The 14,680-nt window shown below is 60.3% G+C and carries 11 protein-coding genes; 5 read left to right on the top strand and 6 right to left on the bottom strand.

Annotated features, from left to right (window positions below; translation table 11 throughout):
- Window positions 1-246: 246 nt before the first annotated feature.
- The 4 genes from AC5E6N_RS10555 to AC5E6N_RS10570 all read right to left on the bottom strand — a co-directional run bounded on the left by AC5E6N_RS10555 (window position 247) and on the right by AC5E6N_RS10570 (window position 5,646).
- On the bottom strand, window positions 247-960 hold the full coding sequence (locus tag AC5E6N_RS10555) for an NAD-dependent deacylase (protein ID WP_491747781.1): 714 nt from the start codon (window positions 958-960) through the stop codon (window positions 247-249).
- Window positions 957-1,694: a hypothetical protein gene (locus tag AC5E6N_RS10560; RefSeq protein WP_491747782.1), complete on the bottom strand. Its 738-nt coding sequence runs from the start codon at window positions 1,692-1,694 to the stop codon at window positions 957-959. Before AC5E6N_RS10560 ends, AC5E6N_RS10555 begins: the two co-directional genes overlap by 4 nt.
- A 982-nt stretch (window positions 1,695-2,676) precedes the next feature.
- A complete protein-coding gene (locus AC5E6N_RS10565; protein ID WP_491747783.1) occupies window positions 2,677-3,849 on the bottom strand; it encodes an AAA family ATPase in 1,173 nt (390 codons plus the stop codon).
- Window positions 3,850-4,035: 186 nt separating this feature from the next.
- On the bottom strand, window positions 4,036-5,646 hold the full coding sequence (locus AC5E6N_RS10570) for a S1 family peptidase (RefSeq protein WP_491747784.1): 1,611 nt from the start codon (window positions 5,644-5,646) through the stop codon (window positions 4,036-4,038).
- Between the two features lie 150 nt (window positions 5,647-5,796).
- On the opposite strand from AC5E6N_RS10570, the gene AC5E6N_RS10575 reads away from it, so the two are divergent.
- From AC5E6N_RS10575 to AC5E6N_RS10595, 5 genes are all read left to right on the top strand, one after another.
- On the top strand, window positions 5,797-7,446 hold the full coding sequence (locus AC5E6N_RS10575) for an MFS transporter (RefSeq protein WP_491747785.1): 1,650 nt from the start codon (window positions 5,797-5,799) through the stop codon (window positions 7,444-7,446).
- A 107-nt stretch (window positions 7,447-7,553) separates the two neighbouring features.
- On the top strand, window positions 7,554-8,795 hold the full coding sequence (locus tag AC5E6N_RS10580; protein WP_491747786.1) for an APC family permease: 1,242 nt from the start codon (window positions 7,554-7,556) through the stop codon (window positions 8,793-8,795).
- A gap of 29 nt (window positions 8,796-8,824) precedes the next feature.
- A complete protein-coding gene (locus tag AC5E6N_RS10585; protein WP_491747808.1) occupies window positions 8,825-9,808 on the top strand; it encodes a zinc-dependent alcohol dehydrogenase family protein in 984 nt (327 codons plus the stop codon).
- Window positions 9,809-10,114: 306 nt separating this feature from the next.
- Complete coding sequence (locus tag AC5E6N_RS10590) at window positions 10,115-11,065, top strand: DnaJ C-terminal domain-containing protein (RefSeq protein WP_491747787.1); 951 nt, start codon at window positions 10,115-10,117, stop codon at window positions 11,063-11,065.
- Window positions 11,066-11,069: 4 nt separating this feature from the next.
- Complete coding sequence (locus AC5E6N_RS10595; protein WP_491747788.1) at window positions 11,070-11,393, top strand: chaperone modulator CbpM; 324 nt, start codon at window positions 11,070-11,072, stop codon at window positions 11,391-11,393.
- 21 nt (window positions 11,394-11,414) lie between these two features.
- On the opposite strand, the gene AC5E6N_RS10600 is transcribed toward AC5E6N_RS10595, so the two are convergent.
- Both AC5E6N_RS10600 and AC5E6N_RS10605 read right to left on the bottom strand, forming a co-directional pair.
- A complete protein-coding gene (locus AC5E6N_RS10600; RefSeq protein WP_491747789.1) occupies window positions 11,415-12,677 on the bottom strand; it encodes a glycerate kinase type-2 family protein in 1,263 nt (420 codons plus the stop codon).
- Window positions 12,678-12,794: 117 nt separating this feature from the next.
- Window positions 12,795-14,537 (bottom strand): methyl-accepting chemotaxis protein, encoded by a 1,743-nt coding sequence (locus AC5E6N_RS10605; RefSeq protein WP_491747790.1) that lies wholly within the window; start codon window positions 14,535-14,537, stop codon window positions 12,795-12,797.
- Window positions 14,538-14,680 lie beyond the last annotated feature (143 nt).

Genomic DNA, 14,680 nt, shown 5'->3' on the forward strand with positions numbered 1-14,680 from the left:
CAAGGCACCATCACACAGCCTTTGGCGCTGAACAAACAGGTAAGGCGCAACGCTGTCGATGGGCCGATTTGCCGCCACCCCTGAAAGGACTATCGTATTGAAATGCAGAGATGAACGGGCCGGGCGATTTTGCCCTCTGACTGCGTTGGCTCACGCTTGTGGTGGGCTGGCACCACGGCGCGCAACCCGCCTTGTCAGAGAACAAAATCGCCGCGGTCAAATGCTTCAATCTAATCACAACTCGCTCTAACCGCCGCCGAGCAATCGCTCCACATAGGCGGGCACGATCTCGGTCGCCTTGCCGTGAATCGCCTCATCGAACATTGATATGCCCTCGGACGGCTCGAGATTGAGTTCGACGGTGCGCGCCCCGGCCGCCCTCGCCTCGGCCACGAACCCTGCCGCCGGGTAGACATTGCCGCTCGTGCCGATGGACAAGAACAGATCGCATGCGCCAAGCGCCGCGTAAATGCGTTCCATCTGGTAGGGCATCTCTCCGAACCAGACGACATCCGGCCGCATGCCGCCCGCAATCCCGCATTGCGCGCACACCAGATCGACCGTCAGATCGTCCTCATAGGGCGTGCGCGCGCTGCAATGATTGCACAGCACCTTGCGGATTTCGCCGTGCATATGGATGAGGTTTTGCGTGCCGGCCGCCTCATGCAACGGATCGATGTTCTGGGTCACGGTCAGCACGTCGCCGCCATGCGCCTCCTCCAGACGCGCCAGGGCCGCGTGGGCTGCGTTGGGCTCCACATGGCGGGCGCCGTTGCGTCTGGCGTTGTAGAAATCGAGCACCCTTTGCGGATCGCGCGCAAAGGCCTCGGGCGTTGCCACGTCCTCGATTCTGACTTTTGACCAGATGCCGTCTTTGTCGCGGAAGGTCGAGAGCCCTGATTCGGCGGAAAGACCGGCACCGGTCAGGATAACAACACGTTCATACGGAGAATTCGTCATAGCGCCTCAACAGCGGGTCTATAGTGGGTCTTGGCATCGCCGATCACCGGCTCGCCATGGGCCGGCAGCACATGCTCAAACGCCAGCCCTTCGAAAACCGCGCGGATTTCAGCCCGGTCGGGTTTGGCGGCCCTCAGCCAGCCCGGGCCGACATTGTGCGGTTTGATGAACCCCATCAGCCGCATCATGATCCGGGCGGGCAGGTTGAAATAGGCGTTGGCTTGCGCCCAGTTCTGCAAACTGTCGCCCGATATGACGATACCGCCCTCCCGGTCGAGAAAAAGCAGCCCCTCGCCGGGACGCGCCGACTTGAACGGCACGATCCGCGCGTCTTCGATGGGCAGGGCCGTCTTTTCATCGACAACCCTATCGGCCTCGAAATACGTCTCGGAACTTTCGCCAAAACCCCTCACGTAAGGCGCGTCGACCGACCACATCGTGGCGCCGTAACGGTCCTTGTAGAACGGATCGTCCACGCCGTGGAAACCGGCCAGCCGAATGACATGCCTGACTTCGCCCAACGCTTCAAGCGTCGTGAGCCCGTCCGCATCGAGCCGCACCGAATTGACCAGCGTCAACGCCCCGTCCTCACAGATAACGGTCATGTTCCGGCTGAAACGCACCGGCATGAGCCGGCCCAATGCGATCGACCCGGTGACAAAATGGACGCCGGGGAAAACCTCCTGCAGCGTCCCATGCGCCTGCGCGTCCGGAAAGGATTCCATCGCCGCCATCTGTTCCTCCCTGCTCGCCCGGTCGCCGTTTGCCCGCCACACTATAGCGGCGTCTCTACGCACAGCCGAATCAACTGCCGAATACCGGCCCGCTATTGCGATTGCGGGGAAACCAGCATCCTGCGGGCAACGGATTTCATATGCTTGATATACTGTTTCCGCGTCAGACCGCCGCTATCTGAACCGCGCCGTCGGCGTGTCCTATTGATCGTGCTTGGGCAGCGGCCGCTGGACAGCTTGACATGATTTACCCCGCAAGCGTGGTGTTCTCTTGCAACGCTCCACGCAGCTCAGATGTATATGATTGATGCGGACTCTTCGAAAACCAAAAACCTGACCTCATCTTGCTCTAGGCCCTCTCCTCATCATACAAATCGAAAAGTCGATCTATCCGCTCAATCGCGCGACTAAGACTGTTGCTGGCCCTTGCCGCGACCGTCGGATCCCAATTGGTTTCGACAAATGAAGACAGCCTGGAATTATACGCGTATCCCACTGAGGCTTGGCTACGTGCGCCGGGCAATAGGTCAAACCGTATTTCCTTGTTTTTCGATAAACGGGCCAAGTAGAGCAGATATTCTTTGGGACTCGCGATATCATCCTCGACATTTCTGGCTATTCGGTCAGCGCTTATATCCAAAAAATCAGCTAAGTTCCGCCGATCAGATATGAGCCAAGCCTCGACTTCTCTCACAGCGACACAGAAGGCCAATTTGTCCGGTAAGGGATTTGGTAGCCTTGCACCCCTTAGCCATTCGGCTTTTAGTGTTGGCGCACAAGCTTTCGTATCCAAGTCTGTCAAGACGAGCACACAAGGAGCGCATGGCAAGACTGGCGTATTTTGAGAGATTGGTTTTCAGATATCCGAATCCGGCGGCTTTTTTGCCAAGCTCCATCAAAGGAAAGTCCAGTCCAAATCGCTCCCGGATCAAACGCTTTGCGACGCTGCCGCTAAGCTGGTCCTCCACCGCGTAGAATACACTCATAACTCTAAAACTAGCTGTCGATTACCCTTAACCTTTCGAGCTCTTGGCAACACGACCTCTGCGGGTGAAAGACCTGCCTGTAAAGCTGTTTTTTCGCTGTTATCTACTTTGCGCAAAGTGGAGCCTTCGACGGAAGGGACAACCAAAATCAAGCCGTTCGGGTCGATGCCCGGGTTGGATAGAAGCGCTTCGCTATGTGTAGTAATTATCACTTGCCGGCGCGATCTGGACTTGCGCATAATATCAGAAATGACTCTGGCTAACTGCTGAACGATCTCTTCATTTAACGACAATTCAGGCTCTTCAAGCAAAAGCGGTGATCCACTCGTCTCTTGAAGCAGCCAAAGCAGAGAAATCAGCCGAAGCGTGCCATCTGAAAACTGATCTTCACGTTGTCGCGCACCGTGTGGCCGATGATGCTTAAACCTAATCTCCAAATGAGGTTGACCTGAAAATTCGTCCTTTACGAATTGGAGGTTCTGCAGATGGGGTACTATTGATTGCAGTGCACTCTCAATCCTTCTAAGCCTTGCACTTCTGGTTTTCGGGGACGTCTGGGATATTCGTAGCATGAACTCCTGCCCAAAAGGGTCTTCTCTGACGACGCGCCCGCCAATCTGATCCCCGAACTTCAGTAGCTGAGGAACCAGGTGAACGTATGTTATGTCACCCAAAAATGAAGCCAATTCTCGGAAGTCGGCATTGGCGCTAATCTGCTCGATATGCGTTTCCCTCAGGCGAAATCTATCGACATCATCGTCCGCGTCAGGGCGCTCAAGCAGTATCTTTCTTTTATCCCTTTTTACGTACCAGACCTTTTCTGTTTTCACTTCAGGTTCGCGCGGACCGGACCGAGGCATATAAAACGCAAGTTCATAGGTCCAAGCAAGGTTCCCGTCGTTGTCCGCAATATCAATTTCGATAAGGACTTCGGTATCCCTGCGTGCATGAAGACATCGAACCTTTTTGATCCCTCCCCTGGATTCGATAGCTTCTTGAAGGCCGCCACCCTTTACCTTCGCGACATCACGTAGAAATCGAAGGGCATCAAGGAGGTTTGATTTGCCGGAGGCATTGGGTCCGAGCACGTACGAAACGTCAGCAAGGTTTGAAACTTCTCCAGTCGAGAAGTTACGCCAATTCTTTAGCTTAATTCTGCTGATGTGCACGGTTAATGTCCTCGCTGATTGTGACAAACGCTATCCACGCTTGAGTCATTTATCAAGCGCAGCGGGATTCTGGACTTAGCATAGCTGTAAGAACATTGAGCCGGATCAGGCTACAAAGAGATACCGCTATAGTCAGGTCGTTATCTTTTGAGTTGTGATGACATAAAAAGCGCTTCGACTCAGCTTTTAGTTCATATGGGCCCGTTCGAGCAATTCGCGGACCTTGGCGACGGGAACGCCGAGATTGGAACCGCCATATTCGGGCAGGATGGCGGCATTGACGGCAACCACTTCGCCATTGACGTCGAGCACCGGTCCGCCGCTGCCGCCATGGGTGGTCTCCGCATCATAGGCGATGATTTCGCCTGACGTTCCGCCGACGATGCCCCGGCTCGCCAGCGGCAGAATGCGCCCTGCGAGCGCCAGGCGCTCGGCGACACTCCAGAAACCCGTTTCGCCGGTTTCGCGCAATTCCTCGAGGAATTTCGCGCCGGCCTGCGCCAGCATGGAGCGAAGGCCGGTCGGGTAGCCCATGACGATGATCTCATCGCCTGGGTCCGGCGGCGCCGCTGCAAGACGCAGACCCTTGATCTGCAGAACCGGCTCGACCTGCCTGAGGACCGCCACATCCGCATCATCGCTGCCGGAGACGAATTCGACGGGTATGGCATCGGGGATACCCGGCACATAGGCGATGAAACGGGTCATGACCGGTTCGAGATTGCCCGTGAGCATCATCTTGACATTGGCGTCATATTCCCACGGCCGGCCGACATGGCGGTTGGTCACCAGCGCGCCCTGGTCGCCCACCATGAAGCCGGTTCCGGTGAACTGACGTTCGGCAACCGGCCCGGTGGCGTCGAGCGACAGGCGCGGCACCCCGGATGCGGTCGGCACCGCATTGCCGTTCTCGTCGACGACGACGCGCAGCATGCGCTCGCCGTCCTTTTCCCTGAAACCCCAGGCGCCCTGCAGGAAGAGGACGGACGGCATCGCATCGGCTATGACATTTGCGCTCGCCTCCGAGCGGCGCTCGATATCCGTCACCCGTTCCGCCGTGGTTGCGAGTTCGTTGCGCAATTCGCTGCTGAGCGCCGACAGATCCTCCGGCGTCAGCGCCTCTTCCCGTGCCCGCGCCAGCCGGCTCGAAAAGGCCTCCAGCTCGGCCGCGCCGCTTTCCACCTGCTGGGTCAGCAGCGTATCGATGCGGCCCTGCTGATAGGTGAACCAGCCGAGAAAGGCGAGCGACACAACGACCGAGATGCGGAAGAGCACGGTGGTTTCGCCGGCAAGCCGCCGTGCGAGCTGACCCGCAGAGCGAAAAAGGCGCCGGAAAAACGGCTGGCGGCTGTTGCGGAAATAGGCAACCGTATCGCCGATAATGTCAGACACGCTTTCGCGCATCGGATGCTGATTATCGTAAAGATAACAGCGCGACATCGGCCCGTTATTGCCGAACTCGATCGTGTCATGGTGTTCCAGCACCTTGTAATCAACCTGTATCCGGTTAATCCAAAGCGGCTGATCGTCAATCGCATTGATCGTGAAGCCGTTGCCGCTGCGGCGGATTTCCGCCATCCAGCCTTCCCGCGCCTCGTTCATCGGCCCTTCGGTGACGTGCATATGCCCGTAGGGGCCAAGCCGCAGGTAAACCTCCGGCTGCCACAGCCAGGTAACGGTTCCACGGCATGGTCCGGTCATATGTTCCAGGGCAACCACGGAAAGCGCCTCGCCGAATTCGGCAGGCGCCGGCTGCTCCGCTGCTTCCCTTTCTTTCATCGAAACGACCTGTTCCATGTATTCTTACATAGCTTAGCCGGTTCCAAGGTCGACCGCCACACGGGCCTCACAACCGACCACAATATGGTGATCGAGGCCGTTTTGACCGGAATCAAGGCGTTTGCGCGCAATTGGCGGATAATGCTCCGATAAACGGAACCGTTGATCATGACACAGGCGAAGGCGTCAAGAGGCAAAACAATCGGCCGGCTGGCCGACGCCATCTTTCTGGACCTTTGGCGGCAGTACCGCTGGTCCTACCTGCCGCCACTGATGATCTACTTCGCCGCGGGCATATCCGGCCTGACAGGCATCGTCGGGACCTTCTTCGTCAAGGAATATCTTGGGCTTTCGGCATCCTTCCTCGCCGGCCTTGCCTTCTGGGCCGGCATTCCCTGGGCGCTGAAAATGCCCCTCGGCCATCTGGTCGACATTATCTGGCGCCGAAAGGCACTGCTCGTTCACGTCGGCGCGGCATTGGTCACGGCAAGCCTGATGATCATGTTCGCCCTGATCGCCTATACCGACCGCATGACGGCGATCATGCCGCTTTCGGCATGGTATGTGCTGAGCGTTATCCTCTCGCCGAGCGGCTATGTGATCCAGGATTCGGTCGCCGACGCCATGTCCGTCGAGGCGGTGCCGCGCGAGACCGACGACGGCACACCCTACAGCGAAGCGCGGATCAAGGCCCTGCACACCACCATGCAGACACTTGGGCGCATTGCATTGATCAGCGGCCTCGTCGCCGTCGCCGTGCTCAACATCGTCATGTTCGAGGGCGTCGAGGCGATGACGGCCATCGAAAAGGCGGCCATCTATCAGCGTATCTACATCATGGCACTGGCGATCCCCGCGATCTCGATCTCCGGCGTGCTGCTTGCGGCCATCTTGCGCCGCCGCCGGCGCCGGATGCTCGCTCGCCGTGGTCTCTCGCCCGAGGAAATCGCGGCGAAGGTCGACAGGCCGGTGGAAAAAACCGAAGCCAATCACTGGTATTTTGTCGGCGGGGTCGCCTTCATTGCGCTGACACTCGCGGTCGGCCTGTCAGGCATTGCCTCGTCGCAGGAGGTCGTTTTCCTCGGATCGATCGCCATTGTTCTCGCGCTCATGCGCCAGCTCATCGCCAAGTTGGACCAGGCCCACGCACGGGCGCTCATCGGCACCGCGATCGTTATCTTTGTCTTCAGGGCCGTGCCACGCCCCGGCGCCGGCGCAACGTGGTTCGAAATCGATGTGCTCGGCTTCGATCAGCAATTCCTCTCGGTCCTGTCCCTGATCACCTCGCTTCTGACCCTCGCGGGCATGATCATCCTGCGCCCGCTGATCGCTTCGCGAACCATTTCGCACATCATTATCCTGCTGACCATCGCCGCGGGTGTTCTGTCGCTCCCCAATATCGGCCTTTACTACGGGCTGCACCAATGGACCGCCCCCCTGACCGGCGGCATTGTCGACGCGCGGTTCATCGCGGTCATGGATACCGCCGTCGAATCTCCGCTGGGTCAGATCGCCATGATCCCGATGCTCGCCTGGATCGCCAAGAACGCGCCCGGCGAGCTCAAGGCCACCTTCTTTGCGGTCATGGCTTCCTTCACCAATCTGGCGCTGTCGGCAAGCAGCCTGCTGACAAAATACCTCAATCAGGCATTTCTGGTGACCCGCGAGGTGCGCGACCGGATGACCGGAGAAATCATCACGGCAGCGAATTACGATTCCCTCGGCTGGCTTCTCATTGCCGTCTCGGTCACCGGCGTCGCCGCGCCGCTGGCAACCATTCTTATCGTCCAGCACACGGTTTTTCGCACCGAGGAATAGGTGATGCCGATCACCTATTCGGACATTGACCTCGCGCAAAGACATGCCGCCGCACGCATGAAACACTGAAGACTTGAGAGCATCACATAACCGGACCGTGTGAGGCCATGACAGACGAGACAGACGCTTACACCGCCCCGTCAAAGCTCAAGCGGACGCTGACGCTGCCCTATGTCATCTTCTACGGGCTCGGCGTCACGGTCGGCGCGGGCATCTATGTGCTGATCGGCGAAGTCATCGGGCGGGCCGGCGAATTCGCCCCCGTGTCCTTCCTGCTCGCCGGTTTTGTCATGCTGTTTCCCGCCGCCTGCTACGCCGAACTGACGGGCCGCCTGCCCTATGCGGCGGCGGAAGCGCATTTTGCCGAAGCCGGTTTCGGCTCGAAACACCTGTTCCTCATTGTCGGGCTGGCCGTTGCATCGGTCGGCATCGTCTCATCGGCCGCGATTGCCCACGGAGCGGTGGGCTACATCGCCCAGATCATTGATCTTCCGCCGACAATATTGCTCGTTGCCGTGATCCTCGCGACAGGACTGGTCTCCGGGTTCGGCGTGCGGGAATCCATCACGCTTGCCGGCCTGCTGACCCTGATCGAGGTGGCCGGTCTGGTTGCGATTGTTGCCGGTGCCGCCTTCTCCGATGCCGACCTTGCAGGACAGGTTGCACGATCCGTCCCGCCGTCCTTCTCGTCGGTCATCTGGTTCGGCATTATAAGTTCGAGCCTGCTGGCCTTCTTCGCCTTTATCGGATTTGAGGACATCCCGTCCATTGCCGAAGAAACGGTCAATCCGCAAAAGACCTTGGCACGGGGCATTTTCATCACGCTGGCGCTCAGCCTGACGATCTATGTCGCGGTGGCTCTTGCCGCTCTGGCTTCGGTTCCGGTCGCGAAGATCGTCGGCACGGACGCGCCGCTTGCCCTGGTGTTTTCACAAACCACCGGCCTGTCTCCGCTCTCCATAACGCTGATCGCCATTGTCGCGACGGTCAACGGCATTATCGTCCAGCTCCTGATGGCCGCGCGTGTGCTCTACGGTCTGGCAAACCGTGGTGTGCTGCCTGCTATCCTCGGCCGGGTCAATCAAGCGACACACACACCGCTTTATGCAACGGGACTTTCCACGTCAGTCGTTCTGCTGCTCGCTCTTGCCTTTCCCATCACCCGGCTCGCCGAATGGACATCGGCAATCACCCTGACGATCTTCATGACCGTCTGCGCCGCGCTCATTCGCATCAAACAATCGGGAGCCGAGCCTCCACAGGGCACATTTATCGTGCCCGTATGGGTGCCCTATTGCGGTATCGCCGCCTGCGGGGCACTGTTGATCGCGGGCACGCTGGCTGGCTGAACGGAACGATCATGGACATGCAGGACCACATGAAGGCCATGGTGTTGGAACGGCCCGGTTCCGACCTTCTATTGCGCGACATGCCGGTGCCGTCCCCCGGCCCGAACCAGGTGCTGGTCAAGGTGCTGGCCTGCGGCGTCTGCCGCACCGACCTTCATGTGGTGGACGGCGATCTGACCGAGCCGAAACTGCCGATCATCCCCGGCCACGAGATTGTCGGAACGGTCGCGGACACCGGCGCGGCCGCCAAAGGACTGCAAAAGGGCCGGCGCATCGGCGTCCCCTGGCTCGGCCACACCTGCGGCACATGCCCCTATTGCCGCGCCCATCAGGAAAACCTTTGCGACGCGCCGGGATTTACCGGCTATCAAATCGATGGCGGTTACGCGCAATACACGGTCGCCGACGCGCAATATTGTTTTGCGTTGCCCGAACGGGAAGAGCCGGCCGCCCTTGCGCCGCTGATGTGCGCCGGCCTGATCGGCTATCGCTCTTACTGCATGACCGGCGACGCAACACGGCTCGGTCTTTACGGCTTCGGCGCTGCCGCCCACATCCTCATCCAGCTTGCCGTTTATCAAGGGCGTGAGGTTTATGCGTTCACCCGCCCCGGAGACATCGCCGCACAGGACTTTGCCCGAGAACTGGGCGCCGTCTGGGCCGGATCATCCGAAGAAAGCCCGCCCGGACGGCTCGATGCCGCCATCATCTTTGCACCGGTCGGAAGCCTTGTGCCGGATGCGCTGCGGGCGGTGCGCAAAGGCGGCACCGTCGTGTGCGCCGGCATTCATATGAGCGATATCCCGTCCTTTCCGTATTCGATCCTCTGGGAAGAGAGGATCGTGCGCTCCGTCGCCAATCTGACGCGTCGGGACGGGACCGAATTTCTCGATCTTGTTTCAAAGGTGCCGATCAGGACCGAAACGCACAGCTATCCGCTTGCGGACGCCAATCGGGCCCTTGACGATCTGCGGGCGGGCAACATCAACGGCGCGGCGGTCCTGATCCCGTGAAACGGACACCGGCGGCAGACACTGGCGCCCGGTCGATGTCACCCTGGTAACGCGATACATCGATGCCCTGCACGGGTGCTTTGTACGGATCGTTATCGCGAGCCTCGCGCCCGGCCTCTTGCGGCACCATATTGATCTCCATCCGGACCGGGCCTGCCGGTCTGCGACCATGATTACATCGGACCGGGCCGGGCCTTGCCGCATCTGGACAAACGACACGGAACAATTCAGAGTTGATCGCGGCCGCGATCGGGCGGCCGCCAGATTCGACCCGCAACCGAGGCATGCCGGCACCGGACAATTCGCATGGATTTCAAGGACTACTACGAAACACTTGGGCTGGAACGCAACGCCACCCAGGACGATATCAAGCGGGCCTACCGCAAGATCGCCCGCAAATACCATCCGGACGTCAACAAGGAGCCCGGCGCGGAAGAAAGGTTCAAGGAGGCGGGTGAAGCCTACGAGGTCCTCAAGGATCCGGAAAAACGCGCCGCCTACGATCAGCTCGGAGCCAACTGGAAGGCCGGCCAGGATTTCCAGGCGCCGCCTGACTGGAACGAGGGCTTCGAATTCTCCGGGGGCGGCTATACCGAGGCCGATGAGGCCGCGTTCAGCGATTTCTTCGAATCCCTCTTCGGCAGGGCGCGCGGTGCCGGCGCGCAGCCGCGTGGCCGGCACACGTTTCATGCCCAGGGCCAGGACCACCATGCCAGCATCACCATTGACCTGACGGACGCCTATGAGGGCGCGACGCGAACCATCTCGCTGCGTGCGCCGGACGTGGATCAGGACGGTCACGTCACGGTCAAGGACCGGTCGATCCGGGTGAAGATACCCAAGGGCATAACCGAAGGACAGCACATACGGCTTGCCGGACAGGGCACGCCGGGTATTGGCCAGGGACACGCCGGCGACCTCTTTCTGGAAATCCGCTTCAACCCGGATTCCGCCTATACGGTCGAAGGCCGGGACGTCTATTTCGATCTGCCGATCACGCCCTGGGAGGCCGCGCTCGGCGGCAAGGTCAAGGCGCCGACTCCGAGCGGCGTGGTCGAACTGACGGTACCGCAGAATGCGAGGGCCGGGCAAAAACTGCGGCTGAAAGGGCGCGGCATTCCCGGAAAACCGGCCGGCAATCTTTACGCCGTCCTGCAGATCGCCGTTCCGCCGGTGACGAGCGACGAGGATCGCGCGCTCTATGAAAAGATGGCGAGCCAGATGAATTTCGATCCGCGCGCCAAGCTGGGAGTTTAGGGCCATGGTCAAGAGGACGAAAGTGGTTTCTGCCGAAGTGGTCGAGGCGGTCAGCCTTGCGGAACTGTGCAGGTCATGCGGCGTGCGCGCCGAGTGGGTGGTCGAACTTGTCGACGAGGGTATTCTGGACCCGATGGGGCAGGCACCGGCCCGCTGGCGCTTTTCCGCCGTCAGCATCACACGGGTGCGGACCGCCTGGCGCCTTTACCACGATCTGGGCGTCAACAAGGCCGGTATCGCCGTCGCACTCAACCTGATCGACGAGCGTGAGCATCTTCAGCAGGTGCTCAAACGTCTGGAACGGGTAGATACCGGTCGGCTCGATTGACGGGGTGAAGGCCGCGCCGGCTCAGCGCACCAGGATGGCTCTGAAATCGTTGACATTCGTGCCGGTCGGTCCTGGCTCGAACAAGGCATTCACGGCCTTGAAGGCGGTCCAGGCGTCATTGTCGGCAAGCAGCGCCGCCGGATCGAGGCCGGCGCGTCGCATCCGCGAAACACTGTCGCCATCTGCAAAAGCGCCGGCATTGTCCTGCGAGCCGTCAATGCCGTCCGTATCCGCACACAGCGCGTCGATCCCGTCCAGCCCGTCAATGTCGAGCGCCAGGGACAGAAGGAACTCCGTATTGCGCCCGCCCTTGCCGCCGCCCTTCAGCGTCACCGTCGTTTCGCCGCCCGAAAGCAGCACAACCGGTTTTCTGAAAGGCCGGTCGCGCAGCACGATTTCCCGCGCGATCGCGGCGTGCACATGCGCCGTTTCCCGCGCCTCGCCCTCGACACTGTCCGAAAGTATCGCTGCCTCAAGACCCATTTGACGCGCCTTTTCGGCCGCTGCCTCGAGGGATACCCCGGCCGATGCGATGATCGCACATGTGCCGCCGACCAGTCTCGGATCATCGACCGCCGGCGGCGGCGAACGCGCGTCCTGAATATGCGAGACGATCCTGGGAGAAAGCCCGATCCGGTAGTGCTCGATGGCGCGCAGCGCATCCTGCGCGGTTGTCGCATCGGCGACCGTCGGACCCGACCCCACATCGGCGGGATTGTCACCGGGAATGTCGGAGACGATCAGGCTGACGACCTTCGCCGGATGGGCCGCGGCGGCGAGCCGCCCGCCCTTGATCATCGAAATCTGCTTGCGAACGGCGTTCATCGCCGAAATCGGCGCGCCGGAGGCAAGAAGAGCCCGGTTGACGTCGATTTCGTCGTCAAGCGACAAACCGTCCGCGGGACAAGGCAGCAGCGCCGAGGCTCCGCCGCATATCAAGGCTATGACCAGATCGTCCGGACCCAGACCGCTGACGGCTTCAAGCAGTTGCATCGCCCCGTCGAACCCGGCCCGGTCCGGCACCGGATGCGCGGCCTCCAGGACCCCGATACGCGCGCAGTCGGCACCGAACCCGTAGCGTGTGACCACCACGCCCTGGAGCGGACCGTCCCAATGTTGTTCCAGCGCGCGGGCAAGCTGGGCGACGCCCTTGCCGGCGCCGACCACCACTGTACGTCCTTTCGGCTGCGGTGGAAGGTGATGACGAATGGTCAATTGCGGCTCGGCAGCCGCGATCGCCGCGTCAAAAAGCGATGTGAGAATGGAACGGGCTGTGTCGGTCATAAAGCGGTGATTTAGAGGAGCGGCGGCAACTCCGTCAACATCCCCGCCGCAAACAAGCCGGCCATTGCGGCCGTTCGGGCCCCACGGAGGCCGAGGACCGCCGTGACTGTTTCGGAATCAGAACTCCGCCCAGCTCTCGCTGTTCACAGCCGCGTTCCCGTCAAGGACGGGTGCCGCCGTCCTTCCGGATGGCGCAAGTGCGGCGCCGGATCGTCCCGCTGCCGGCACGGCGGCAAGTTTGAACTGCCCGAGCATCTTCGTCAGGGCCACAGCCTCGGTTTCCAGAGTGTGGCTGGAGGCCGTTGCCTCCTCGGCCATGGCGGCATTTTGCTGGGTGCCCTCGTCGATCGTATTGACCGCGCGATTGATTTCTTCAAGTCCGTTCGACTGCTCCCGAGAGGCTTCGACAATCGCCGAGACATGATCGGTCACTTCGACAATCGATCCCACGATCGACTTCAGCGCCTGTCCCGTGGCCGCGACGAGGTCGACCCCGGACTGAACCTGTCCGCCGGACGTGGTGATCAGGGCCCTTATGTCCTTGGCGGCGGATGCCGAGCGCTGGGCGAGCTCACGCACCTCCTGCGCAACGACGGCAAACCCCCTGCCCGCCTCTCCCGCCCGCGCGGCTTCGACACCGGCGTTCAATGCAAGCAGGTTGGTCTGGAACGCGATGTCGTCAATCATCCCGATGATGCTGGAGATCTTGTCGGACGAGTCCTTGATCTCGTCCATCGCCAGAACCGCCTCTTCGACGACGGCGCCGGATTTTTCTGCCTCGGATTTTGTGGCCTGCGACAGGAGTCCTGCCTCTTCGGCGCGCTGCGCGGTCGTTTTCACCGTTGCCGCGATCTGCTCGACGGCGGCGGCGGTTTCCTCCACCGAAGCGGCCTGCTGCTCCGTGCGTCTGGCAAGTTCATCCGACGCGGTTTTTATCTCGGATGTTCCGCCCATGATCACCGAGGCATTTATACCGACCTGGCTCAACGCGGCCTCAAGTCTTTCGACCGAACTGTTGAAATCGGTCCTGAGCCGGTCGAGGCTCGGGATAAAGGGCTCGTCGATGTGCTGCCTGAGATCACCGTCCGCCAGTTTGTTCAGACCCCCGCCGATTTCATTGACGGCACGGACGCGGCCGGTGATATCCGTTGCAAATTTGACCACCTTGATAACCTTGCCGTCGGCGTCGAAGATCGGGTTATAGGACGCCTGGATCCAGACCTCCCTGTTACCCTTGCCGAACCGCTTGAACTCTTCGGCGATGAACTCGCCCGCCGCCAGCCTGTCCCAGAATTCCAGATATTCCGGCTGCACCGCATAATCGGGACCGACAAACATCCTGTGATGACGGCCGACGATCTCTTCAAGAGCATAGCCGACGGTTTTGCAGAAATTCTCGTTGGCATCCAGGATGATGCCGGTCGGATCGAATTCAATAATCGCCTGGGTGCGGGAAACGGCATCGAGTTTGGCCCCGTCCTCATTGGCCTTCAGCTTCTTTCCGGTAGTGACAATCGCGCATTTCACGATCTTGTAAGGCTTGCCGCCGCGATCCCGGACGGCATTGTAGGTCGCCTGGATCCAGACCTCTTTCCCGTCCTTGCCGAAGCGCCGGAATTCCCCCGTCTGGAATTCGCCGGTCCGCAACTGCGACCAGAATTCCCGGTACTCGTCACTCTCCGCCTCATGCGGCTTGACGAACATGCTGTGATGACGGCCGACAATCTCGGAACGGTCATAACCGAGGGCGGAGCAAAAATTCCGGTTTGCGTCGAGAATATTGCCGTCCAGATCAAATTCTATGATCGCCTGCGATTGTTGAAGGGCTTTAAGGACGAGGGTTGAATTGGATAAAAGCAAGGCCTGTCTCCCAAGGTCAGTAGAGCCGACGTGATGCTTGGCGGCCCAAATGGATGATTGGCGCTGGCGGCGCTTCCCCGATCATTTACAAACGCAATGCTTGTAAACACTCATCATGAATTTGCGGAGATGACGGTTGGTTG

The sequence above is a fragment of the Hoeflea sp. genome, from assembly GCF_984452065.1.

Coding starts and splice junctions, on each gene's coding strand:
- AC5E6N_RS10575 (WP_491747785.1), top strand. CDS start 5,797: ATGACACAGGCGAAGGCGTCAAGAGGCAAAACAATCGGCCGGCTGGCC.
- AC5E6N_RS10560 (WP_491747782.1), bottom strand. CDS start 1,694: ATGGCGGCGATGGAATCCTTTCCGGACGCGCAGGCGCATGGGACGCTG.
- AC5E6N_RS10595 (WP_491747788.1), top strand. CDS start 11,070: ATGGTCAAGAGGACGAAAGTGGTTTCTGCCGAAGTGGTCGAGGCGGTC.
- AC5E6N_RS10555 (WP_491747781.1), bottom strand. CDS start 960: ATGACGAATTCTCCGTATGAACGTGTTGTTATCCTGACCGGTGCCGGT.
- AC5E6N_RS10585 (WP_491747808.1), top strand. CDS start 8,825: ATGAAGGCCATGGTGTTGGAACGGCCCGGTTCCGACCTTCTATTGCGC.
- AC5E6N_RS10580 (WP_491747786.1), top strand. CDS start 7,554: ATGACAGACGAGACAGACGCTTACACCGCCCCGTCAAAGCTCAAGCGG.
- AC5E6N_RS10570 (WP_491747784.1), bottom strand. CDS start 5,646: ATGGAACAGGTCGTTTCGATGAAAGAAAGGGAAGCAGCGGAGCAGCCG.
- AC5E6N_RS10590 (WP_491747787.1), top strand. CDS start 10,115: ATGGATTTCAAGGACTACTACGAAACACTTGGGCTGGAACGCAACGCC.
- AC5E6N_RS10600 (WP_491747789.1), bottom strand. CDS start 12,677: ATGACCGACACAGCCCGTTCCATTCTCACATCGCTTTTTGACGCGGCG.